This window comes from Algoriphagus limi, assembly GCF_024919275.1.
In the GTDB taxonomy this organism is placed as follows: Bacteria; Bacteroidota; Bacteroidia; order Cytophagales; family Cyclobacteriaceae; genus Algoriphagus; species Algoriphagus limi.
The window spans coordinates 441136-464316 of record NZ_JANWGH010000002.1 but is presented as its reverse complement, the minus strand read 5'-3'; the positions used below and the strand labels follow the sequence as shown (position 1 = coordinate 464316).

Genomic DNA, 23181 nt, shown 5'->3' with positions numbered 1-23181 from the left:
TCGCTGGGATATTGGGCGTTTGGCTGTTTTTTTCTGGTGATTTGCTTAGTTTTACCCGAAACCACACTATTGATTTTCAAAAGATGAAGTTAAATAAAAGATCAATTTCTAGTCTTTTCTACCTGTTTTTGTTTTTCGCTTATGGATGCGAACAAGCAAGCAAAACATCGCCAGAGTCTATTCCATTAGAAACGCTTCAAAGCGCTCATGAACAGTTTTTGGAAGAGGCAATTTCTCATCGTCGTTTTAAGCATGAAGATTTGCAGCCTCTCATTCAAAAGCATGGGGATGCCTTTGAAATTGAAGTGTTGGGAAACTCTGTGGAGGGAAGAAGCATTTCTTCTTTGGATTGGGGACAAGGAGAAACCAAGGTGATGCTTTGGTCTCAAATGCACGGGAATGAAAGTACGGCTACCATTGCCTTGTTTGATTTATTCAACTTTTTGAAAGCTTCAGGAGATGAATTTGATCCAATTCGACAAACCTTAAAGGTGAATCTAAAAATCAAATTTATTCCCATGATCAATCCGGATGGGGCAGAAGCATTCAAACGGAGAAATGCATTGGATATTGATCTTAACCGGGATGCTATTTCTCAGATTTCACCAGAGGCTGTTATTTTGAAGGGAGCTCGTGATTCTTTTGAACCTGAATTCGGATTCAATCTCCATGATCAGCAGATTTATTACAATGTTGAAAATACCCCTAAGCAGGCTACAATCTCTGTTTTGGCACCTGGATACAATTATGAGCGGGATATCAATGAAGTTCGTGGCCGTGCAATGAAGACCATCGTGGGAATGAATGAAGTGCTTCAGCAATTGATTCCCGGACAGGTTGGGAAATATGACGATGGATTTGAGCCAAGGGCTTTTGGTGATAATATTCAAAAATGGGGAACCAGTACCATTTTGATCGAGTCAGGAGGTTATAATGGAGATCCCGAGAAGCAATATATCCGCAAGCTCAATTTCATGATAATCCTAAATGCCCTTCATCAGATTGCCAAAAAGGGCTATGAAGCCTACACTGTGGATCAATATTTTGAGATACCAGATAATGGTTTCCAATTGATGGATTTGATTTTACAGGAAGTACAAGTTCCTGTGGAAGGATCGTTTTATCCAGTGGACATCGCTATTAGAAGGAGGGAATCCAATGCTGGGCCAACATATTCTGTCAATGGAAATGTGGAAGATTTGGGTGACATGCAGGTTTATTTTGGTTTGGAAGAATTGGACGCAACAGGCTTGAAGTTTACAGAAGGGAAAGTGTATGAACAGGCTTTTGAATCCGTGGATGAAATCACTGTTGATAAAGCGATGGAATTATTGAAAGCAGGTTATATCGCTGCAAAAGTTAGAAATGGTCAGGCTGGGGATTTGCATCAACTTCCAATTGTGGTGCTTCAAAGCACTGATAAATTTTCTTTTGGATGGAAAACCGGAACAAACCCTACCTTTTTCCTTTCCGATGGAAATACGATTCGCTATGCTGTGGTTAATGGCTATTTGATTGACCTGGAGAATCCAAAAGATCAGTTGATTAAGCAGCGCGTTTATTGATTTTTCATGTTTTAGAATTTGAAAGAGGCTGTCTCAAGAGCCATTTTTTTGTCAAGCTGAGCAAAGTTGAAGTCTATTTGTGCTTGATTAGCATCGTTTCGACTTCGCTCAGCGTGACAAAGCTCAATTAGGAGACAGCCACTTTTTCTTTCCAAAAAATCCATAACTTTAATTAGTTAACTCTTTCGACCATGAGATCAAATGCAATACTTTTCGCAATAGCCATTGTGCTGTCATCTATCATTTTTGGCTATGCAGTGATTAATCGAAATCGCCCTCAGGGAACAGTGAATGTGACTGGTTTAGGTGAGAAAAATTTCACCTCAGATTTGATCGTTTGGGAAGGTAACTTCAGCAGAAGCAGCGCAAATATTCAATCTGCCTATGCCAATTTGGAAAAGGATAGGGCGGCAGTGACCCAATATTTGGTTTCTAAAGGCATTCCTCAGGAACAATTGGTCTTCAATGCAGTCACTACTAATCCTACCTACGAGCAGAATTATTCAAGCGATGGGCGCTATATGGGACAGACTTTTACTGGCTACCAACTCGATCAGTCTCTTGTAATTGAGTCACAGGAGGTAGAAAAAGTCGAGAAAATCAGCCGGGAAATTACCGAGCTATTGAATCAGGGAATTGCTTTTTATTCTCAACAGCCACGCTACTATTATACTGAGCTTGAATCCTTGAAATTGGAAATGATTGCAAAGGCGACCGAAGATGCTAGGATTCGTGCTGAGCGAATAGCCGAAAATTCCGGGGCAAAACTTGGAAACTTGATTTCAGCCAATATGGGTGTGTTTCAGATTACCGGGCAAAATTCCGGAGAAGATTACTCTTGGGGAGGTGCATTTAATACCAGTTCAAAAAATAAAACAGCTTCGATTACCATGAAGCTGGTTTTTGAGGTCGATTAATTTTTATCCCAAAGCCAAAGCTAGTGGAATAAACAATCCGTAAGCAAGCAAACCGATTGCCCAACCCATTACTTTTTTGAAGCCGGTTGATTGACGGAGGCCAACTGTATTTTTGAAAATTATTCCAGAAATCCCAGCAGCTATGGGAGTGAAGGTGAAATAAATGGACAGCTCTCTTAGGTTTTGGATAGAAAGAGAGCCATTGACGCTAAAAAATACAAGAAGGACCAAAACGGCTAAAAGCGCATTTTTGGCAAATATCATACGATTAGAATCATAGGTCAATCGCCTTGCAGAAATTGTATTCATGGTAATCTGTGAGTTGGTTTAGTAATCGTAGCAAAAACCTAACGGATTTAGCTGCTGTAAAGTTCTAACAAAAAAAGATCCCGAAGGATCTTTTTCTGATGTTAAAGTTTCTAAGGATTAATTCAGCGTATACTCAACGGAGATTTCCATATTTAAAGCCTTGGAAATCGGGCAGTTTTTCTCAGCATCTTTGACAAGCTCTGCAAATTTTTTCTCGCTGATTCCGTCTACTTTAGCTTTTAATACCAAGTGGGATTTTTTCAAAGTCCCATCTTCAAATGTGATGTGGCTAGTCACATCGAGCTCTTGTGGAGGGAAATTTTCGCCACTCAAGTTGAAGCTTAATTTCATGGCAAAGCAGCCGGCATGAGCTGCAGCGATTAATTCTTCAGGATTAGTTCCGATTCCATCTTCAAATCGAGATGAAAAGGAGTATTGTGTTTGATTGAGGACTGTACTTGCGGTAGTCAAATGGCCTTTGCCATCTTTTCCGCTACCATTCCATACGGCAGTTGCTTTTCTGATCATGGTTTTATGGATTTAGGGTTAAAAATTAATTTATTTAAGAAATGAAATTGTAGATGCTTTAGTTCTATGATTTCGATTTTTTTCCTTTGAATGGCTTGACTATTCTACGAATAATCTGCTTTTCCTTTTCCCAGAAAAATCTAAACTGACCAAACAAAAAGCCATAGATCAGCAGAAAAATCTGATAGAGAGGAAGAACAAGGAGTAAATAAACGACTGTATTAATGAATCCTCCTTTTTCCACTCCAAAAAAATCCAAGATGGGATTTTTGATAAAGAGGATGGTAAAACCTGTGCAGGCAAATACAATCAATACCATGACTACCTGAAACAAGCTGTCCAATTTCCATTTGGCTTGGAGTCGCTTTAAAAAGCCAGGTTTATCAGGGTGATTGGACATGCGGCAAAAATAACAGGAAAGAGTCTAATAAAAAGAGCCGAGTTTGTTTACTCGGCCCTCAGTTTAAATTTAATCCCACTGAAATACCCCTTCATTCAAACTTTGTAGGGCTTCTTTTTTGTACTTTGTATCCAATAGAAGTGAAACATTATGTCTACTTCCACCATAAGAAACCATTCGAATAGGGAAATCAACCAAACTATCCATGACAGATTTTATTGCTCCCCGGGTTTCTGAAACCATATTTCCGACAATACAAATAATGGTTTGGTTTTGATCTACTTCGACCGAACCTAAGGTTTCCAGCTCTTGAATGATTGCTTTCAAATGACTGGTGTCATCGATTGTCACAGATACCGCGACCTCAGAGGTGGTGATCATGTCGATTGGGGTTTTGTATTTTTCAAAAATCTCAAAAACCCTTCTCAAGAAACCATAAGCCAAAAGCATTCGGCTTGATTTGATTTTAATGGCGGTAATTCCATCTTTTGCAGCAATCGCCTTCACTCCCTTTGTCTCTACATCGGCTTTGATCAATGTTCCATGAGCTTGTGGATCCATGGTATTTAGAAGACGCACGGGGACGTTGTATTGTTGAGCAGGCCAAATTGAAGCAGGGTGGAGGATTTTAGCACCGAAGTAAGCTAACTCGGCTGCTTCATCGAAAGATAGTTCCGCAATTGGACGAGTTTTATCTACGATTCGCGGGTCATTGTTATGCATACCATCGATATCTGTCCAGATTTCACAGACTGAAGCATTGATGGCTGCTGCTATAAGAGAAGCAGTATAATCAGAACCCCCTCGCTTGAGGTTATCCACTTCATTTCGGTGATTTTTGCAGATATAACCCTGAGTGATGAAAAGTTTTTCTCCCGGGTGCTGCGCCAAAATGGCTTTGAGTTTTTCAGAAATTTTTCCGAGCTCAGGCTCTGAGTTTTCATCAATACTCATGAAGTCCAGGGCCACTAAGAATACTGCAGGAATTTCCAATTCTTCTAAAAGCGTGTAGAATAATTTGGTAGAGAGTAATTCTCCCTGAGCCAAAATATCCCGATTGATCGCCTCATTGAAAGAAATCTTGAGGATGATATTCAAAAACTCAAAATGCTCTTTAATGATAGCTTCTGCTTTCTTTCTAGCTTTTTCAGTTTCAAGTAGCTGTGGATAAAAATCCAAATAATGTGCATGTAGGGCGTCTATTCGCTCTTTTGCCAAGATACGATCAGCTGCAGCAAGGGCTTCTCCAATACTTACAAGCGCATTGGTCGTGCCAGAAAGCGCAGAAAGCACCACGATAGTTGGTTCGTCTGAAGCAGTGACTAGGTCTTTGACCTGATGCATTCGCTCGGGCTTACCTACAGAGGTTCCCCCGAATTTCATGACTTTCATAAATGATCTATAGGTTTTGGTTTGAGTGCTTAGAATCCGAGCATTTTGACGGCTGTGATAGCAGCTTCGTCACCTTTGTTTCCATATTTTCCTCCAGCTCGGTCCATGGCTTGTTGCTGATTATTGGGTGTTAAAACCCCAAAAATGACTGGTTTGTTATACTTCAAACCCACATTGGTGATTCCATTAGCAACAGCGTCACAGATGAAGTCGAAGTGACGGGTTTCGCCTTGAATCACACAGCCCAAGCAAATAACCGCATCGATGCTTTCGTCCTGAGCACACCACTGTGCCCCAAGTGAAAGCTCGAAAGAACCGGGGACATTTTTTCGGATGATGTTTTCCTTTTTTGCACCAAGCTGAAGTAAGGTCTGATAGGCTCCGGAATAAAGAGCTTCGGTTACATCCTCATTCCACTCGGAAACTACGATCGCAAATTTTTTGGTGCTTATATCGGAGATGTTTTTGGAGCTGTATTCGCTCAGGCTTTTGTTAGAGGTAGCCATAGTTTGATTTCGTTTGGGTTTAAACAAAAAAGAGTAAGACCTGAGGGGCCTTACTCTTCTAATAATTGCTTATAGTCAAGCATTTACTTAGCGGCAAGGCCTTCTAAGCGTGCTTTATGTTTTCGTGCGAAAGAATACTCGTAAGACTCATAGTAATTGTCCTCGATTTCACCATACGCTTCAATTGCGTCTTGGATACGGCCTGCTTCTTCGAAAGCAATGGCTAGTTTGTACAAATACTTAGGAGTGAAATACTTGTTTTCGTTATAGTTGGCCGCTTTCTCATAGTTAGAAATAGCTTTATCCAAGTCACCGCTTTCTAGGTAAGCATCGCCCAATAGAGCGTAAGCTTTGCCTTGAACCAAGTAATCGTCAGAAGAAAACTTTTCTAAGTAGTTGATAGCTTCCGCGTAGTTTTGCTCAGAAAGGTAAATGGATCCCAAGTAGAAGTTGGCTAGGTTAGCCGCATCCGTATTTGGATATTCCTCTACGATTTGTAAGAATCCAGGATTGATTCCGTCACCATTCAAGGCAAAGTCAATGCTGTCCTGCTCGTAGAAATAAACGGCTTGGAACATTTCAGATTGTGCCTTGTCGTTTTGGTTTTGATTGTTGATTTGGAAGAAAAGGATGCCTCCGATCAAAATGATCGCAGCAATCAAAACTCCGCCTAATACTTTGCTATTTTTCTTCAAAAAAGCTTCACCTCTTCCAAGTCTCTCTGCTAAAACCTCAGGGTTCTCTAGCAATTCATTTGAAGGATCGTGCGCTGCTTTTTTGGAATGTTTCGTTGCCATGTTACTCAATTTTCGAGTCGCAAATATACAGTTTTTATGATTTACACAAAGCCCAATAAAAAAGCCATGAAGTCACATGAAATCATGGCTTTGGGTCTTCAATATTTTGTGCTTATTCCATGACGAAAGGATAGTCTTCTTGGACATATACATCCTTGAAGGCATCCATTCCATCAGGCCAAGGAGATTCCTCAGCAAATTTAACGGCATCAGCTACTTGTTTTTTCACCTTTGCATTGATTGCCTCGATTTCTTCTTCAGTCAATATTTTATTATCCTGAATAGTTTTAAGGACTTGCTCGATAGGGTCTTTCTTCTTGTATTCCTCTACTTCTTCCTTAGTTCGGTATTTTTGAGGGTCAGACATTGAGTGTCCTTTGTATCGATAAGTTCGGAATTCCAATAGGGTCGGACCATCTCCTCTTCTTGCTCTTTCTGCAGCTTCAGCTACGGCCTCGTGAACAGCTTCTACATTCATTCCATCTACAGGGAAGGAAGGCATGTCGTATGCATCTCCAATTTTGTAAAGCTCTGTCACATTTGAAGTACGCGCTACAGAAGTACCCATTGCATAGCCATTATTTTCGATCACGAAAATAACTGGAGTCTTGTACAACATAGCCAAGTTGAAAGCTTCGTGAACTGCACCTTGACGAACGGCACCATCACCCATGTGACAGATACAAAGGTTTTTGGTTCCCTTATATTTTTCAGCAAAGCCAATTCCCAAGCCCATAGGAACCTGAGCACCTACGATGCCGTGACCGCCCATGAAGTTTCTCTCTTTATCAAAAATGTGCATGGAACCACCCTTACCTTTAGTAGTACCAGTGGCTTTGCCATACAATTCAGCCATGATGGCTCCCGGGTCTGTTCCCAAGCCTAGCGGATGACCGTGATCCCGGTATGCAGTGATCCACTTGTCGTCCTTATCCAAGGCAGTAATTGCACCTGCAGCGCAAGCTTCTTGTCCGATATAGAGGTGGCAAAAGCCACGGATTTTCTGCTGGCCATAAAGCTGGCCTGCTTTTTCCTCAAACCTCCTCATCAAAAGCATGCTTTCGTACCAGTAGGCGTAAGTTTCCTTGGAATACTTTACTTTGGACTTATTTGCTGTGGTTCTCTTTGCCATATCGTAAATTCAAAATATGCTAATTTAGGCCCCAAATATAACCAACCTCTCCTAAAAATCAGGCTGCCACCAAAATTATTCCTGAACCGCATGTATCTAAAGTCCCTGGAACTCTTACAATTTAAAAACCATGAGAAAAACCGGCTGGACTTTTCCCCTCAAATCAATTCCTTCACAGGATTAAATGGAAGTGGAAAAACCAATATCCTTGATGGAATCCATTATCTATCTCTTACAAAAAGTGCGGTTCAGTCCAGTGATTCCCTTAATGTACAGCACGAACATGATTTTTTCGCGATTAAAGGGCTTTTTGAGATTAACCAAAAACCACTGGAAGTTCGCTGCACCTTTGAGTTAGGAAAAAAGAAGCAAATCTGGCAAAATGGAAAGGTTTTGGACAAGACTTCTGAACATGTGGGGCTGATCCCCCTGGTTTTAATTGCTCCGGATGATACGGAATTAATAAAAGGTGGAAGTGAAGGCCGCCGAAAATTCTTCGATGGGCTGTTGTCCCAAATGGATAAAAGTTACTTATCTGATCTTATTCGATACCATCATTTCTTGAAGCAGCGGAATGCGCTTTTAAAGCAGTTTGCTGAGACGGGTAGAAGGGATTTAACGCTATTGGGAAGCTATGATCAGGAAATGATTCGGCTGAGTCAGGTGTTAGCCAAAAGGCGAAGTGAGTTGATGTCAGAATTAGCTCCTATGCTTCAGGAGCATTATAAGGAGATTTCCCAAGGACAGGAAAAAGTAAGTGTACAATATGATACCGAGGCCTTAAGGGAGGATTTTGCAGACTACTTTCTGGATCTTCGGAAAAAGGATTTTATCACTAAGAATTCCAATGCTGGTATTCATAAAGACGATTACAATTTTCTAATTGGTAAACATCCTATCCGAAAAATCGGAAGCCAGGGTCAACAAAAGTCTTTTATCATCGCTCTGAAACTGGCTCAGTTTCAAATCTTCGAGCAGGTGAAAGGAGAGAAGCCCTTGCTCTTATTAGATGATATTTTCGACAAATTGGATGATTCACGAATCGCTCAGATGATGCAATTAATTTCCAAGCATACTTTTGGACAGATTTTTTTGACGGATGCTCGGCCGGAGCGCTCTCATTCCATTTTAACCCAGTTGGACTCGGAGGTTTATTTCTTTGGAGTGGAAAATGGAAAAGTAAATCCGGAGCAATAAAAAAGAGGCCGAAGCCTCTTTAAATGATTACCACAAATTATTTCAACTTTCGAATACCTTGCCTTATTTAACCGAAATGAGAATTTTCTTTAGTTCTGCTAGTGTTGGATGAACTAGAAAACAGTTTTTTTAAAATTTTCCAGCCCTTGTATAAGATTATCAAAATAAGCGCTAGTAGTACCAAAAAAAATATTGATACAACGAATAGATAAATGTAGCTATCGATATAGTTTTCCATAATGATTTCCTTTTAGGGTTGGGCATAGAACCAAGATACGGAACCTGTACATCCATCAATCCTCATTCGAATATAGTAAGTTTCATAATTTGTAAAAGGTGCACCATCAATCCAAAGGTTAAATGTCACCGTATATTCAACTTGAAAAACATAGGTATTCGTTAAGGGCCAAGAATCAGGATTTACTGGATTAACAGTGGTTCCTCTTACACCCATGAAAGGATAAATACCGTACATTGAGAATGAATGACTATTCAAATTGCCGTTTCCAACAGCTAAAGTTATTTTAACTCCATTTAAATCTTGACCAGGAAGCACCATAGCAGGTACACGAGCAGATACGGTATGGGCATTATGAAGGCATAAAATTTTATTATTTGGAGTTGTACTAGAATTTTTCCGAAAAGACTCAAGTGTTTGTTGGGGAATAGAGATATTATTTCTTTCAAGAATTTTCATTATCTCCGAAAAATCTATTTTAGATTTTTCAATATTAGAGTGAGTCTGCTTTCGATATTTTAAGAAATACTCAAATTCTTTTATTGTTAACTGAATTGTTTCGTTTTCTGGGTTTTTAAAATCATTGACACTTTCTGCTCTAAAACCATATCTCTCAGAGAGTAATTTGACTTTATTTGAAAGTTCAATATGATTATCTTCATGTATGGAACAACCTAGAAGTCCCGTTAGAAGCAAAAAAATCAAAGAATTAAACGTTTTCATGATTTTGAAAATTTTATATTAAACAAACTAAGACAACAAAAAACAGTGAAAAAAATAGGTTTGATGTAGTATTTAGGTATTAACCTACTAAAAATATAAATAAAAACAAAAATAAATTTTAAGTTTCACGAAAAAATTTTTTTAAAACATTGAAAATCAATGGAATAAAATATAAAATATTTTTTCGTTCAAGTCTAAAAAATTACCCTCGACACACCTTCAGGTAGATCTTTCTCACCAATGTCCTATAGGAGCGATCCCGGGGTATCTTGAGTCAACTGGACTCGGAGGTTTATTTCTTTGGAGTGGAAAATGGAAAAGTAAATCCGGAGCAATAAAAAAGAGGCCGAAGCCTCTTTAAATGATTACCACAAATTTTCCGGGTATTCTCCGCTTTCATGTAATTTTTTCAAAGCTTCAATCACCACTGGTTTGTCTTCAGTGTAGGTCACTCCAAACCAAGTTTTGCCACCTGGAAGAATTTCAAAGGCGGCTTTTCCAGATTGAATTAAATTATTTGCGACAGTTGGGATATAAAACTCTGATTTAAGGTTTTCTAGGTTGGCTGGAAGAAATTCCATCCACATCTGTTCAATATCTGAAAAAACTGCTGGATGGAAGCCCCAAAAATTCATGGACACAGGTGTGTCTTCCGGAATCTCAATAATTTCTCCTTCCCCACGGCTGACAATTTTGTCTCCTTCGCGAGCGATAGAGGTACGTTCAGTCATTCCAATCAATTGACCTTTTTCATTGGTTTTGCACACCCCACGGCTTACTGTTCCGTTTTCAGAAAGCACATTTTGAATTGCATAACCCACCATGGCATGTAGGTCTGGTTTGACTTCTGCTGAAAGGAATTTTCCTAAAACTTGAAATGCTTCCTTGCCATAAAAATCATCAGCATTAATTACTGCAAAAGGCTCTTTGATAACATCCTTTGCACAAAGCACCGCATGAGCAGTTCCAAAAGGCTTTTTACGATCAGCTTGTTTGTATTCTTCAGGAACAAAGCTTTCCAAAGACTGAATAACCCAATCTACTTCAATTTTTCCCTCCAGCTTTGGAAGGAATTTTTCTTTGGCTACATCTAAAATTTCTTCACGAACGATAAAAACAACTTTCCCGAATCCGGCACGGATGGCATCAAAAATCGAGTATTCGAGGATGGTCTCCCCATTTGGGCCAAAGCCATCAATTTGTTTGTTTCCACCATAGCGACTTCCCATTCCGGCAGCTAAAACTAATAAAGTTGGTTTTTGAGTCATGTTCCTGTATTTCTTATAAAAACGCTGCAAAATTAATCGAAATGCCGGCAGGCACAAGGATGGTTTCAAATCTAATTTTCAGCATGCGGAGTGATTTTTATCCTAAATCTTAAAAAAACTTGTCTTGAAATTGAATTTAGGGTCGTTTGAAACCCTTAAATCTGGAAAATTTGCAAAAAAAATTCCCATATAGGATATTTTTTAGACTAGGTTTTGATTTTTGTTCAATTTTTGAATTACTTTCATGCCAAATTCTCAACGATTCCTAAAACCTATTGTAAAAATGAAAAAAATTGAAGCGATTATTCGAACCTCCCGCTTCGAACAAATCCATACTTGCCTCTCTGGATTGGGAGTCAAATTCCTCTCATTTTATGAGATCAAAGGGATGGGTTTTGAACATGCGCGTCAGGAAATGTACCGTGGAGTTGCTTATGAACCAGCATACATCCCACGCACCAAATTGGAAATTGTGGTTCCTGATGAATTGAAGGATTCAGTGATCCAATGCATTCTTTCTGAAGGAAAAACCGGTGAAATAGGAGACGGGAAAATCTTTGTCTTCGACGTCTTGGAGGCTTATCGAATCCGAAACAACGATACTGGAGAAAGCGCGCTTTGATTTATTCATTTTAAAAGAACCTCTCAAACCTATGCAAGATTTATTTACCATCAATAACCTGTGGATGATGGTGGCCACGATTCTGGTCTTCATTATGCACTTGGGCTTTGCCAGTCTGGAAGCCGGACTGACGCGAGCAAAAAATACAGTCAACATTCTCTTTAAAAATACCATTATCCCGGCCATTGGTCTTTTGACCTATGCACTGGTAGGATTTAATTTAATGTATCCGGGAGCTGGATTTGAAGGTTCCGTTTTCGGCTTTGCCGGATTTGGATTGAGCTTACCGGAAGGTTGGGATAGCTCCAATTACAATGAAGGCTATACCTATTTCACGGATTTCATCTTTCAGGCCATGTTTGCGGCTACCGCTGCTACGATTGTTTCCGGAGCTGTAGCTGAACGAATCAAATTGGGACCATTCATTTTCTTTTCAGTGCTTTATGTAGCTATTTGTTATCCTATTGTAGGGATGTGGAAATGGGGTGGAGGATTTTTGAATACCCTGGACACTCCATTTTATGATTTTGCAGGTTCTACGATTGTCCACTCTGTGGGTGGTTGGGGAGCATTGGTAGGAGCATTCTTGCTTGGACCTAGAATTGGGAAATATACCGAACGTGGAATGAGCGCTATTCCTGGCCATAATCTTCCATTAGCGACTTTTGGGGTATTTCTCCTTTGGTTCGGTTGGTTTGGGTTTAACGGAGGCTCAGTACTCAGTGCGAGCCCTGGAGCTGTATCCAAAGTATTTGTAACCACTTCTATCGCTGCTTCAGCGGGAGCTTTTGGTGCATTGATTTTTTCTTATCTGAAATTCAAGTCCTATGATATTACCATGGTTCTCAATGGTATTTTGGCAGGCTTGGTAGGAATCACAGCAGGTGCTGATCAAATGGGAGTAGGAGAATCTGCCATCATTGGTTTTATCGCTGGCGGTTTGATCGTTTTTGCAGTAGTCTTCTTTGATAAAGTCAAAATTGATGATCCTGTAGGTGCCATTTCTGTTCACCTTGTAGGTGGAGTTTGGGGGACATTGGCTGTAGGAATATTCGGAGACTTGGCAGGCTGGGGTCAGTTTTACTCACAGTTGCTCGGAGTAGCGGCTGTAGGATTCTTCTGTGTGCTGTTTTCAGGGTTGATTTTCTATACCTTGAAGAAAACGGTTGGTATTCGAGTGGATGAGCGGGAGGAAGTGGAAGGTTTGGATATCAATGAACATGGTATGAGAGCCTACCCGGATTTTGCTAGTAAAGATTAAATAAATATAACCACCAATCAACCACAATAAGCGGAGGGTGATAGCCCTTCGCTTTTTTTATATCAAAAAAAATCCCGCCGGGTGAGGCGGGATTGAATTTTAGAGGGCCGGTTGAAAGTACCGATCCAGTATGGCTAAATGAACCTTTTTGAACATTTTATAGCACCAGTCTCTAAATTCCTTCAACTCATTTGGTAAAATAAGTCTCAGGCCCTTTCGCAGCTCCTTCTCAAAAAGATACTTTGAGAAGCTCACCTTTTGCAAAATGGTCTTCACGTATTCTATCATAAGATCTAGAGTTTAGGGTTTATTTTAACTGATTTTAAGTAACCATACGGAGACAATATCCTCATAGTTACGTAAAATTGACGTTCGAGAAATTGAAATATCCTTAATTTCGCAACCATGTCTAAAACGCTGATCACTTCTATTTTGGTATGCTGGTTTTCCATTTTTGCAGGGAATGTGTTGGCCCAGCAAGTGGAGGTGGAATTGGGACCTGACCAAATCGGGCTCAACGAAACTTTCACCATCAAAATAAGTGTGGCCAACGAAAAAATCAAGTCCTACGATCAATTCCCGGATATCCCTAGTTTTCAGAAACAGGGTATCTCTCAATCCTCTTCAATGAACGTGATCAATGGACAGGTGACCAGCTCAAATAGTATCATTCAATACTATAAGCCGACCCGTAAAGGTACCTTTACGCTTCCTGCTTTCTCTATTACAATTAATGGAAATCAATTCGATTTTCAGGGGAAAGAAATCACTGTAGGAGATGCTGTAAGCAACCAACAGAGTTCAGGAGGAGGGTTTTTTGATCCGTTCTCAGACTTTTTTGGAAGGACGCAGGAAGAGCCAGAATACATTGAATTGGATGATGAGGCATTTTTCTCGGTGACTGTTGATAAGGAGGAAATTTATGCCCGGGAAGGATTTACGGTTGCCTTAGCTTTCTACATGTCTGAAAATAATCAGGCTCCTTTCAATTTCTATAAGCCGGGAGAGCAGTTGGATGATGTATTGAAAAAAATCAAACCTACCCAGGCATGGGAGGAAAATTACAATATTACCAATATCGAACCAGAGCAAGTCACCATCAATGGAAAGCGTTGGGTTCGTTATAAAGTATATGAGGCGACATTTTTCCCTTTCTCGGAAGGGACGATCGAGATTCCGAGCATTCCTTGGGAGATGATCAAATATCGCGTAGCTAGAAACCCGAGTTTCTTTGGTTCCAATAGACAAGAAGATTTTAAGACTTTTTATTCATCACCGAAAACTATTAAGGTGAAGCCACTTCCTCCTCATCCCTTGCGAAATGAAGTAGCTGTCGGTCAGTTCCAGTTGCGGGAAAATATCTCCAATCTTGAGGTAGAAACAGGGCAGGGCTTCAATTATAATTTCGGAATAAGCGGAGTAGGTAATATCAATTCCATTTCCCAACCTAGACTGATTAGCGGGGGAAGTTTGAATACTTACGACCCAAATGTGCGGCAACAGATTAACCGTGGCTATGGTCGGGTTTCCGGTATCAAGGAATATTCTTACTACATCACGTTAAACGAACCGGGTGAGGTCGACCTTGGCAATCATTTCGAATGGATTTATTTTGATCCTGTTCAGGCCGTCTATGATACCTTGCGGCCATCGGCGAAAATTCAGGTGGTGGGAGAAAGCAAAACGAATCAAGCGATTTCTAATCAGCGCTTGGGAGGAATCTATGATCGGATCGGAGCTGAGGATAATAAGTTTTCAAACGAGCGATATAAATACTATTTTGGCACGGCTATAAACATCCTTTTACTGTTGACAGTAATCCTCTTGTCAGTGCTTATCATCCGAAACAAATAATGGGAAATTCATTCGGTAAACTTTTCAAAATCACCACTTTTGGTGAGTCACATGGTCCCGCTTTGGGGGTGATTCTAGAGGGCTGTCCTGCAGGCCTTACGATAGACGAATCCTTCATTCAGTCAGAAATGCAACGCCGTAAACCCGGCCAATCAAAGATTACTACTCAGCGAAAAGAGGAGGATGAAATAGAAATTCTTTCTGGGGTTTTCGAAGGAAAAAGTACTGGAACACCTATTGGGATCGTGATTCGAAATGCGGATCAAAAAAGTAAAGACTATTCTCACATCGCCGATAAGTTCCGCCCTTCACATGCAGATTTTACCTATTTCGAAAAATATGGAATTCGGGATTATCGAGGTGGAGGTAGAAGTTCAGCACGGGAAACTGCAGCCCGAGTGGCAGCAGGTGCGATTGCAAAGCTGTTGCTTCAAGAAAAAGGAATATCAGTTCAAGCATTTGTTTCACAAGTAGGGAGCTTGAAACTGGAGAGGCCATACCAAGAATTAGATCTGAATAAAGCCGAAGACAATATCGTCCGATGTCCTGATTCTGAGACTGCAGAGCGAATGATCGAATTGATTGACTCTGTACGAAAAGAACGGGATACGATCGGCGGCATCATTACCTGTGTCATCAAAAACACCCCTCCTGGATTGGGAGAACCTGTTTTCGATCGCTTGCATGCCGAATTGGGTAAGGCCATGTTGAGTATCAATGCCGTTAAGGGTTTTGAATACGGCTCGGGCTTCGAAGGGGTGAATATGCGAGGAAGTCAGCACAATGATGCATTTGTAAAAGAAGGGGATCAAATCAGAACCTCCACCAATCATTCAGGTGGAATCCAAGGAGGAATCTCAAATGGAGAAGATATTTATTTTCGTGTCGCATTTAAACCTGTAGCTACCATCATGCAGGATCAAGATTCTGTAAATGAGGCAGGGGAGGCAGTGACCGTTTCAGGGAAGGGCCGTCATGATCCTTGCGTCGTTCCTAGGGCTGTACCGATTGTGGAAGCGATGGCGGCTTTAGTCATAGCCGATTACCTATTATTGTCAAAAAGCAATAAACTTGCTGAAATTTAAAAACGCATCATGCTAAAGAAAATCCCTTTACATACGCAAATCATCATTGGCTTGGTATTAGGCCTGATTTTTGGTCTTGTTTCCATTCAAACTGCAATCCCAAGCTCATTCACGATCGATTATATCAAACCGGTCGGTACCATCTTTATTAATGGCCTTAAAATGATTGCCATGCCTTTGGTATTGGCGTCCTTGATTATCGGGGTTTCCAATTTGGGAGACATTTCCAAACTGAGCCGAATCGGTGGAAAGACCATTGTCACTTTCGTAATTACAACCATTATCGCCATTTCTGTTGGCTTGACCTTGGTAAATCTTTTCAAGCCTGGAACAAGCCTTCCTGTAGAGACTCGGGAAAACTTGATGAACTTGTATGAGGGTGATGTTAGTACGCGAGCAGATGCAGCTGCCAAGTTTCAAGAGCAAAGTCCGCTTCAGCCATTGGTGGACATGGTTCCTCAAAACTTCTTTTTAGCGACTACGGACAATGCAGCTATGCTACAGGTCGTGTTCTTCGCTATCATTTCTGGGATTGCATTGCTTCAGATTCCTAAGAGGAAAGCTGAACCGGTTATCGCTTTCTTTGATGGTTTCAACGACCTGATTATTCAGATCGTGAATTACATCATGTTGATCGCACCTTATGGGGTGTTTGCTTTGATGGCATCTTTGATTGTGGAAATCGCAGGAGACAATCCGGATTCTGCCATTGATTTGCTGATGGCATTGTTGAAATATAGTGTGATTGTATTGGGAGGTTTGTTCTTTATGATGTTGGTGGTATATCCGCTATTGCTGAAGACCTTTACCAAAGTTCCCTATTTCGAATTCTTCCGAGCCATTCGACCTGCCCAATTATTAGCATTCTCTACCTCAAGTAGTTCGGCTACCCTTCCCGTGACGATGAAAATTGCCGAAGAAGAAATCGGCGTGTCTGAGAATATTTCCAGCTTCGTCTTGCCTTTAGGTGCCACTATAAATATGAATGGTACGAGCCTGTATCAAAGTGTGGCGGCGGTATTTATTGCCCAGGCTTTGGGGATGGAATTGAGCTTTTCTCAGCAATTAATGATCGTATTAACCTCTACTTTGGCAGCGATTGGATCTGCCGGTGTGCCAGGAGCAGGTTTGATTATGTTGATTGTAGTGTTGGAATCAATCGGAGTGCCGGCAGCAGGAATTGCCTTGATTATGGCGCCTGATAGGATTTTGGATATGTTCCGAACAGTAGTAAATGTAACAGGTGATGTGGTGGTGACAACTGCAGTTGCCAGTACCGAAGGAGAATTGCCAGAAGGTTTGATCCGAAAAAGCAATCCGCTTACTCCTGATCTCTAATAATTGAAAATCATACAGAAAGGCCAGTCTGTTAACAGTCTGGCCTTTTGTCTTTTCTTATAAAATCCGAAGTTTTAAGAAACTTATGACTTATTTTTGCAATCGAAAAAGCCAAATGACCCTATGCGCCAATCCTGGTGGAAAATACTGGCTGTAGTCCTTTTGCTCTACACAATCGTGGCGGGGCTACTGATGGATGTTCCCCGACTTCCAATTCTCAATGAAACCATTCGTGCATTGCATTTCCACGTGACAATGTGGTTTGGAATGATTCTGATGTTGATGGTGTCGGTGTATTACAGTTTCCGATACTTGCGGAGCAATGACTTGCAGCACGATGATATGGCAATTGAATTTACCAATGCAGCAATTTTGTTTGGTGTATTGGGGATTTCTACTGGTATGCTTTGGGCAAAATTTACCTGGGGAGATTATTGGAGCGGAGATCCAAAGCAGAATGCTTCTGCGATAGGTTTGCTGATGTATTTTGCCTATTTGATCTTACGAAATTCTCTTACTGATGTACAGCAACGAGCCCGCATCGGAGCGATTTATAACATATTTGCTTTTGCTGCCTTTATCCCATTGATCTTTGTATTACCTCGTTTGACAGACAGTTTGCATCCAGGAAATGGAGGCAATCCAGGTTTTAATGCTTATGATTTGGACTCAAAGCTTCGGATGGTGTTTTATCCGGCCATAATCGGATGGACACTTTTTGGGGCTTGGATAGCAACTGTTCGTGTCAGAATGCGTAGGGTTCAACGGGTACTTGAAGATCAACTGATCAATTCCTAACAATGAAAAAACTAATCACCCTTGTATTGCTTTTGGTCAGCTTGACCGTTTTGGCTCAGGAAAAAATTCCTGTAACTGAAGCTGATTATGGAAATAATACCGTAGAAATGGCTGATCGGATGCGTGCTGATGGCAAAATCTACGTTTTGGTTGGAATAATTGGAATTATATTCACCGGAATTACGGTTTACCTCGTAAGTACTGAGCGAAAGATCACCAAAATCGAAAAATCAATTACTACTCAGAAGTAACATGAAAAAAGGACATCTAGTCGGAATCGGAATAATCGCCATTGCTATCATCATAATTATGACTTCAATCGGTGATGCCTCGAGTTATGAAACTTTTGAGACTGCTTTGGAAATGAAACAGTCTGGAGACGACAAAGCCATTCACGTGGTTGGTCAATTGAAAAAAAGTGATTCTGGTGAGGTAGTCGGTTTGAATGTGCGAGAGGATAAAACTTCTTTCACATTTATCTTAGTGGATAATGACGGAACAGAGCAGGAAGTATTCTACAACGAACCTGTTCCAGCTGATTTTACCCGTTCAGAATCCGTTGTGGTGATTGGTTCCTATAAAAACGAAGAAATATTTATCGCAGATAAAATCCTGATGAAGTGTCCTTCCAAATATCAGGAGACAGAGGTGCAGGCGGCAGGAATGTGAGGCAGAAGCAATAGACAATAATCCATGATCAATACCTTTATCGGGAATTTTGGCCATTTGATGACGATAGTGGCCTTTGTGAGTGCATTGGTGACGGCCTTTGCCTATTATCAGTATTTTAAGGCAAATGAGCTGGAAAAGAAAAGTTGGCAGCGATTCAGTAGAATCTCCTTCTACATTCATGCTCTCTCCAGTACCTTGATTGCTTTTTCGCTCTTTGAGATTATTTACAATCATCGATTCGAATATTTCTACGCCTATTCACATTCTAGTCAGGCGCTTCCCGTTCATTACATGATTTCCAGTTTCTGGGAAGGGCAGGAAGGAGCGTTTATACTTTGGATTTTTTGGAATGTGGTACTGGGCTTGATTTTAATCCATACTAATAAACTTTGGGAAGCACCAGTAATGATTGTGTTTGCCCTAGTGCAGGCATTTTTGGTTTCCATGATTCTTGGGGTTGTGGTTGGAGATTTGAAAATTGGAAGTTCTCCATTCATTCTCTTGCGTGATGCTACCCAAGCCCCTGTTTTTCAAATCAACCCTGACTTTGTGCCAGAGGATGGCACAGGACTGAATCCGCTATTGCAGAATATTTGGATGGTAATCCACCCTCCTACATTGTTCTTGGGATATGCTTCCACTTTGGTTCCTTTTGCGTTTTTAATTGGAGGCTTGGCTATGAAGCGCTATTCCGAATGGATTCGTCCTTCTTTGCCTTGGGCAATTTTCTCAGCTATGGTATTGGGAATGGGGATTTTGATGGGAGCTTACTGGGCTTATGTGACCTTGAATTTTGGAGGGTATTGGAACTGGGATCCGGTGGAAAATGCCGTTTATGTGCCTTGGCTAATTTTGGTGGCTGCAGTGCATACCATGATCACCTTTAAGAAAAGTAGTACAGCACTGAAGACTTCCATGGTCTTGGTTATTCTGTCATTTATTTTGGTGCTCTATGCCACTTTCTTGGTAAGGTCTGGAGTGTTAGGAGACGCATCTGTTCACTCCTTTACAGATTTGGGGCTTTCCGGACAGCTATTGATTTACATGCTGTTTTTCATGGCAGTGGCTTTGTTTTTTACCATTCGATCTTGGAAGCATATTCCTACATCCGAACGAGAAGCTTCTGTTTATTCCCGCGAATTTTGGATTTTCATTGGAGCTACAACCTTGGGACTAATGGGATTCCAAGTGATCCTTCCAACCTCAATTCCTGCATGGAATTCCTTGGTGGAAAGCTTTGGCGGAATCAGCAATCTTGCACCTCCTGCTGACCAAATGGAATTTTACACCAAGTTTCAACTTTGGTTCGGTATTGCTTTGGCATTATTGACTGCTGTAGGTCAATTTTTCTGGTGGCAAAAGATGGATAAAAAAGCATTGAAAGATGCCCTTTTGACTCCATATATCATTTCGGTGGTAATTGCTGCTTTGATTATTGTGATGGCTAAGGTATATGACTGGCGATACATGATCATTGTAATTGCAGGAACCTTTACTATTGTCGCCAACTCAGTTATCCTTTCTCGACTTTTGAAAAGATCTACCTTTAAACTTGCAGGAGGATCATTAGCTCATATTGGATTGGGGATGATATTGATTGGTATCATGTTTAGCTCTGGCTATTCTGAGACCATTTCTATCAATATGTCAGGCTTGACCTATAGCAATTCTTGGGAAGATGAATTGAATAAGGAGCATGTGCTTCTTTGGATCAATAAGCCAACCCAAATGAAGGATTACACGGTCATCTATCGTGGAAGACAAAAGAAAGTGGTAGGCGTTCCCGAGTATGTTCCCGCAAAAATTCTTGAGTCTACAGGGAATGTCAATGAAGCAATCGCCTTAGAAGGCTTCAAAGATTATTTCAAAAAAGGGGAAGTCGTCGAATTGGTTTTGGAGGAGAATGATTATTTCAAAATCGATTACTTCCAAAATGAGACGTTGAAATTCTCTTTGGCTCCAATGTCTCAGTTTAATGAAGGAATGGGAGGACTGATCTCATCACCGGATTCTAAAATTTATCTCGACAAGGATCTCTACACCTATGTGGCAGCGATGAATGATTACTCAGATCCTGAGTGGAAAGAGGATGAGTTCTATGAGGTTACTCCTGGAGAGCAGTTTCATATCGCAGATTTCGTGACCTATTTTGATGGAGCTGAGGTTTTGAATCAGGTTGAAGATTATGTGCTTCAAGAAGGGGATGTGGCAGTCAGAGCCAATTTGCGGATTTTGGATTACGATGTAGAAAAGACCCTGCAACCGACTTTTATTATTCGAAATAATCAAGTTGGGAAGATTCCTGTGGTAGATAATGAATTGGGAATCCGGGTGACTCTTGACAATATCCTTCCTGAGCAAAATAAGTTCGTGTTTAAAGTCAATCGCTATCAAAAAGATTACGTGGTTATGAAGGCGATTGTCAAGCCATATATCAATGTTTTGTGGTTGGGTTCGATAATTACCTTGATAGGATTCACAGTAGCGATTTATCGACGATTTGATGAATTCAAAAAAATGCGAGACAAAGGAATGGAATAACGATTTTCATAAATGAATTTAAGGGGGCTTAGGCCCCTTTTTTATTTTTTGAAGTCCTGAAAAAGCCTATCTTCAGGACTTTGTTAATCTTTTCACTAACAACGTTTAAACCTTTTTACCATGAAAATCACCAAGAAAGATTTTGAGCAAATGCAAAAGAAATACGATCAGGAAATCCGAAAAGGGAAGCCTGCTCGTGGTCCACAGCGGGATGTGGATAACCAGACCAATTGGATATTTTTTGATAGGGAGACAATTGAGGAAGTTTTGAGTAAAGCAGATCAGGATCCAAAAAAAGGTGGAATAAAATTTTACTTTACCGAATACACAGAAGAAGTAGCTCGAAAATTATACCCAGAAAACCCAGAGGATTATATTGGGAGGCTTGGTATCGTGATGTCTCCATGCAATTCAGCTAATGAGAAAGTGGATGATGAGGAAGAAGAATATTACAATCGAGGAGATTTCTGTCCTCCCAAGTGTGAATAAATCAAGCATCTTGTGATTGAAAAATTCCTAGCCAGAATTGAGGATAACTATTATTTCCACATGGTGGCAATATGTGGCTTTTTATCTCTTTTATTTTTCCTCTTATTGGATAAGAAAAAAAGAAGAGATCATTATATTCTAGTACCTTTTTTACTGGTAATGTTGGTGAACTTCTATGAGGTTATGGCCACCTTCATGGTAGTTAATAAACCCATAAATGAGATATTTCATCGACTGCTTACTGATGAACCTTTTTTGGGATGGAATGCTTGGGTCTATAATATTTTCTACTATCAGGTTTCTAAATTGGGATTGCTTTTGTTGATTGGGATTAATCTAAAAAAGGCACTGAGCAAAAAAATAGTATTGATTTTAGGAATCGTATTTTTGCTCTATTGTATTTACCCTTATTTCTCCAAAACTTATCCCATACATGGTATTCAGCAGCCCATTCTTTATTTTCTAGGTAATACCATATTGATTATAGCAAGTGGATTGTTTTTTATGGATTTGATTACTGAAGAATATTTTATAGAAATTAATCCACTGGCTTATTTGCCTTTTTGGTATATCACCATCATCATGTTTCATTCTGTGATTGTTTTTATGGCAGATGTGGCAATTGAATATCTAACATTTGAAAATACCCGGGTTTACTACATGTTCAATTTGGTTTCAAGGGTGCTCTATGTGATATTATTGAGTGTCTTCACTTTTTTGATATTTACCGGTAAAAATTTCATTTCTCGAACAGTACATACATGATGGAGGAAGAAGGTAATCAAATCATTTTTATTCTTTTTTCGGGGGCTTTTTTGGCTGCTCTCATGGCAACTTTTGTGGTGTCTATGGTTATCCTACATAGACAGCGACAGGTTCATAACAAACAGAAAATGGATCAGATCAAAGCTGAATATGAGAAGACGATTTTGAATATTGAGAATGAAATCCAGCAGGATACGCTAAAGCATATAGGTAGGGAATTGCATGATAATATTGGGCAATTGCTCTCGCTTTCAAAGCTCTATTTGGCCTCTTCCAAACCTGAAAAACAGGCAGAAGGTAGGCAATTAATCAATCAGATAATTACGGAGGTACGAGGACTTTCTAAAACATTAAACCTGGATTGGGTCGAGTCTATTTCACTTGAAGAGTTTATATCACAGCAACTTGATAAAATCAAGTCGACGGGGTTTTGTGAAGTGGTATTTAATAGGGAAGATGAAAATTGGGAATTGGATAAGGATCAGAAACTGGTGTTAATTCGTGTAATTCAAGAATGTCTCAATAATGCCATTAAACACGCTTCACCTAATTTGATTAAAATCCTAATGGAAAAGCAGGAAGGGGAAAGAGCTATACGGATCAGCGATGATGGAATAGGCTTCGATACATCTCTATCATCACAAGGAAGTGGAATGACGAATCTCAGAAAGCGTATGGAAACCATTGGTGGAAATTTCCAAATCACTTCATCCCCGGGACAGGGCACTGACATAATTCTTTCTTTGCCAATCTAAGTTTTCCTACTAATTTAGATTTCACCCGT

At 40.3% G+C, this 23181-nt stretch carries 24 protein-coding genes; 15 read left to right on the top strand and 9 right to left on the bottom strand.

The window, feature by feature from the left end; all coding sequences use genetic code 11:
* The first annotated feature begins 83 nt into the window (after positions 1-83).
* On the top strand, positions 84-1565 hold the full coding sequence (locus tag NY014_RS10380) for a M14 family zinc carboxypeptidase (RefSeq protein WP_259414518.1): 1482 nt from the start codon (positions 84-86) through the stop codon (positions 1563-1565).
* Positions 1566-1756: 191 nt separating this feature from the next.
* Positions 1757-2482 (top strand): SIMPL domain-containing protein, encoded by a 726-nt coding sequence (locus NY014_RS10375; protein ID WP_259414517.1) that lies wholly within the window; start codon positions 1757-1759, stop codon positions 2480-2482.
* Positions 2483-2485: 3 nt separating this feature from the next.
* On the opposite strand, the gene NY014_RS10370 is transcribed toward NY014_RS10375, so the two are convergent.
* From NY014_RS10370 to pdhA, 7 genes are all read right to left on the bottom strand, one after another.
* Positions 2486-2791 carry a hypothetical protein gene (locus NY014_RS10370; RefSeq protein WP_259414516.1) on the bottom strand — a complete coding sequence of 102 codons (306 nt, stop codon included), beginning with the start codon at positions 2789-2791 and terminating at the stop codon, positions 2486-2488.
* Positions 2792-2908: 117 nt separating this feature from the next.
* The gene (locus tag NY014_RS10365) at positions 2909-3319 is read right to left on the bottom strand and encodes an OsmC family protein (RefSeq protein ID WP_259414515.1); all 411 of its coding nucleotides are present in this window, start codon (positions 3317-3319) and stop codon (positions 2909-2911) included.
* A gap of 64 nt (positions 3320-3383) precedes the next feature.
* Positions 3384-3719: a DUF6787 family protein gene (locus tag NY014_RS10360; protein WP_259414514.1), complete on the bottom strand. Its 336-nt coding sequence runs from the start codon at positions 3717-3719 to the stop codon at positions 3384-3386.
* Positions 3720-3788: 69 nt separating this feature from the next.
* Positions 3789-5111, bottom strand: coding sequence for an aspartate kinase (locus NY014_RS10355; RefSeq protein WP_259414513.1), 1323 nt, complete (start codon positions 5109-5111; stop codon positions 3789-3791).
* Positions 5112-5140: 29 nt separating this feature from the next.
* Positions 5141-5617 (bottom strand): 6,7-dimethyl-8-ribityllumazine synthase, encoded by a 477-nt coding sequence (ribH, locus tag NY014_RS10350; RefSeq protein ID WP_259414512.1) that lies wholly within the window; start codon positions 5615-5617, stop codon positions 5141-5143.
* Positions 5618-5700: 83 nt separating this feature from the next.
* A complete protein-coding gene (locus NY014_RS10345; protein WP_259414511.1) occupies positions 5701-6414 on the bottom strand; it encodes a tetratricopeptide repeat protein in 714 nt (237 codons plus the stop codon).
* 112 nt (positions 6415-6526) lie between these two features.
* A complete protein-coding gene (gene pdhA / locus NY014_RS10340; protein ID WP_135072382.1) occupies positions 6527-7546 on the bottom strand; it encodes a pyruvate dehydrogenase (acetyl-transferring) E1 component subunit alpha in 1020 nt (339 codons plus the stop codon).
* A gap of 90 nt (positions 7547-7636) precedes the next feature.
* Between pdhA and recF the strand changes: the two genes are divergently transcribed.
* Positions 7637-8743: a DNA replication/repair protein RecF gene (recF, locus tag NY014_RS10335; protein ID WP_259414510.1), complete on the top strand. Its 1107-nt coding sequence runs from the start codon at positions 7637-7639 to the stop codon at positions 8741-8743.
* A 250-nt stretch (positions 8744-8993) separates the two neighbouring features.
* Here recF and NY014_RS10330 read toward each other — a convergent pair whose 3' ends face one another.
* Both NY014_RS10330 and NY014_RS10325 read right to left on the bottom strand, forming a co-directional pair.
* Positions 8994-9704, bottom strand: a complete 711-nt coding sequence (locus NY014_RS10330; protein WP_259414509.1) for a hypothetical protein — start codon at positions 9702-9704, stop codon at positions 8994-8996.
* Between the two features lie 365 nt (positions 9705-10069).
* Positions 10070-10972 carry a nucleotidyltransferase family protein gene (locus NY014_RS10325; RefSeq protein ID WP_259414508.1) on the bottom strand — a complete coding sequence of 301 codons (903 nt, stop codon included), beginning with the start codon at positions 10970-10972 and terminating at the stop codon, positions 10070-10072.
* Positions 10973-11255: 283 nt separating this feature from the next.
* Here NY014_RS10325 and NY014_RS10320 point away from each other — a divergent pair, with 283 nt between their 5' ends.
* From NY014_RS10320 to NY014_RS10260, 12 genes are all read left to right on the top strand, one after another.
* The gene (locus NY014_RS10320; protein WP_259414507.1) at positions 11256-11594 is read left to right on the top strand and encodes a P-II family nitrogen regulator; all 339 of its coding nucleotides are present in this window, start codon (positions 11256-11258) and stop codon (positions 11592-11594) included.
* Between the two features lie 31 nt (positions 11595-11625).
* Positions 11626-12855: an ammonium transporter gene (locus tag NY014_RS10315; RefSeq protein ID WP_259414506.1), complete on the top strand. Its 1230-nt coding sequence runs from the start codon at positions 11626-11628 to the stop codon at positions 12853-12855.
* Positions 12856-13260: 405 nt separating this feature from the next.
* On the top strand, positions 13261-14709 hold the full coding sequence (locus NY014_RS10305; protein ID WP_259414504.1) for a BatD family protein: 1449 nt from the start codon (positions 13261-13263) through the stop codon (positions 14707-14709).
* Positions 14709-15794: a chorismate synthase gene (gene aroC, locus NY014_RS10300; protein ID WP_259414503.1), complete on the top strand. Its 1086-nt coding sequence runs from the start codon at positions 14709-14711 to the stop codon at positions 15792-15794. Before NY014_RS10305 ends, aroC begins: the two co-directional genes overlap by 1 nt.
* 9 nt (positions 15795-15803) lie before the next feature.
* Entirely contained in the window at positions 15804-17132 is a 1329-nt protein-coding gene (locus NY014_RS10295) for a dicarboxylate/amino acid:cation symporter (RefSeq protein WP_259414502.1), read from the top strand.
* A 96-nt stretch (positions 17133-17228) separates the two neighbouring features.
* The gene (ccsA, locus tag NY014_RS10290) at positions 17229-17930 is read left to right on the top strand and encodes a cytochrome c biogenesis protein CcsA (protein WP_494337113.1); all 702 of its coding nucleotides are present in this window, start codon (positions 17229-17231) and stop codon (positions 17928-17930) included.
* Positions 17931-17932: 2 nt separating this feature from the next.
* Positions 17933-18181: a CcmD family protein gene (locus tag NY014_RS10285; protein WP_259414500.1), complete on the top strand. Its 249-nt coding sequence runs from the start codon at positions 17933-17935 to the stop codon at positions 18179-18181.
* A gap of 1 nt (position 18182) precedes the next feature.
* Positions 18183-18599 (top strand): cytochrome c maturation protein CcmE domain-containing protein, encoded by a 417-nt coding sequence (locus NY014_RS10280; protein ID WP_259414499.1) that lies wholly within the window; start codon positions 18183-18185, stop codon positions 18597-18599.
* A gap of 24 nt (positions 18600-18623) precedes the next feature.
* A complete protein-coding gene (gene ccsA / locus NY014_RS10275; protein ID WP_259414498.1) occupies positions 18624-21143 on the top strand; it encodes a cytochrome c biogenesis protein CcsA in 2520 nt (839 codons plus the stop codon).
* Between the two features lie 120 nt (positions 21144-21263).
* Positions 21264-21632, top strand: a complete 369-nt coding sequence (locus NY014_RS10270; protein WP_259414497.1) for a molecular chaperone DnaK — start codon at positions 21264-21266, stop codon at positions 21630-21632.
* A 12-nt stretch (positions 21633-21644) separates the two neighbouring features.
* Positions 21645-22397, top strand: a complete 753-nt coding sequence (locus tag NY014_RS10265) for a hypothetical protein (protein ID WP_259414496.1) — start codon at positions 21645-21647, stop codon at positions 22395-22397.
* Entirely contained in the window at positions 22394-23152 is a 759-nt protein-coding gene (locus NY014_RS10260) for a sensor histidine kinase (protein WP_354003174.1), read from the top strand. The genes NY014_RS10265 and NY014_RS10260 overlap by 4 nt, the downstream gene beginning before the upstream one ends.
* Positions 23153-23181 lie beyond the last annotated feature (29 nt).

Coding starts and splice junctions, on each gene's coding strand:
- NY014_RS10270 (WP_259414497.1), top strand. CDS start 21,264: ATGAAAATCACCAAGAAAGATTTTGAGCAAATGCAAAAGAAATACGAT.
- NY014_RS10345 (WP_259414511.1), bottom strand. CDS start 6,414: ATGGCAACGAAACATTCCAAAAAAGCAGCGCACGATCCTTCAAATGAA.
- NY014_RS10325 (WP_259414508.1), bottom strand. CDS start 10,972: ATGACTCAAAAACCAACTTTATTAGTTTTAGCTGCCGGAATGGGAAGT.
- pdhA (WP_135072382.1), bottom strand. CDS start 7,546: ATGGCAAAGAGAACCACAGCAAATAAGTCCAAAGTAAAGTATTCCAAG.
- NY014_RS10370 (WP_259414516.1), bottom strand. CDS start 2,791: ATGAATACAATTTCTGCAAGGCGATTGACCTATGATTCTAATCGTATG.
- recF (WP_259414510.1), top strand. CDS start 7,637: ATGTATCTAAAGTCCCTGGAACTCTTACAATTTAAAAACCATGAGAAA.
- NY014_RS10315 (WP_259414506.1), top strand. CDS start 11,626: ATGCAAGATTTATTTACCATCAATAACCTGTGGATGATGGTGGCCACG.
- NY014_RS10380 (WP_259414518.1), top strand. CDS start 84: ATGAAGTTAAATAAAAGATCAATTTCTAGTCTTTTCTACCTGTTTTTG.
- NY014_RS10305 (WP_259414504.1), top strand. CDS start 13,261: ATGTCTAAAACGCTGATCACTTCTATTTTGGTATGCTGGTTTTCCATT.
- NY014_RS10295 (WP_259414502.1), top strand. CDS start 15,804: ATGCTAAAGAAAATCCCTTTACATACGCAAATCATCATTGGCTTGGTA.
- NY014_RS10320 (WP_259414507.1), top strand. CDS start 11,256: ATGAAAAAAATTGAAGCGATTATTCGAACCTCCCGCTTCGAACAAATC.
- NY014_RS10360 (WP_259414514.1), bottom strand. CDS start 3,719: ATGTCCAATCACCCTGATAAACCTGGCTTTTTAAAGCGACTCCAAGCC.
- NY014_RS10280 (WP_259414499.1), top strand. CDS start 18,183: ATGAAAAAAGGACATCTAGTCGGAATCGGAATAATCGCCATTGCTATC.
- NY014_RS10330 (WP_259414509.1), bottom strand. CDS start 9,704: ATGAAAACGTTTAATTCTTTGATTTTTTTGCTTCTAACGGGACTTCTA.
- ccsA (WP_259414498.1), top strand. CDS start 18,624: ATGATCAATACCTTTATCGGGAATTTTGGCCATTTGATGACGATAGTG.
- NY014_RS10365 (WP_259414515.1), bottom strand. CDS start 3,319: ATGATCAGAAAAGCAACTGCCGTATGGAATGGTAGCGGAAAAGATGGC.
- aroC (WP_259414503.1), top strand. CDS start 14,709: ATGGGAAATTCATTCGGTAAACTTTTCAAAATCACCACTTTTGGTGAG.
- NY014_RS10355 (WP_259414513.1), bottom strand. CDS start 5,111: ATGAAAGTCATGAAATTCGGGGGAACCTCTGTAGGTAAGCCCGAGCGA.
- NY014_RS10375 (WP_259414517.1), top strand. CDS start 1,757: ATGAGATCAAATGCAATACTTTTCGCAATAGCCATTGTGCTGTCATCT.
- ribH (WP_259414512.1), bottom strand. CDS start 5,617: ATGGCTACCTCTAACAAAAGCCTGAGCGAATACAGCTCCAAAAACATC.
- NY014_RS10260 (WP_354003174.1), top strand. CDS start 22,394: ATGATGGAGGAAGAAGGTAATCAAATCATTTTTATTCTTTTTTCGGGG.
- NY014_RS10285 (WP_259414500.1), top strand. CDS start 17,933: ATGAAAAAACTAATCACCCTTGTATTGCTTTTGGTCAGCTTGACCGTT.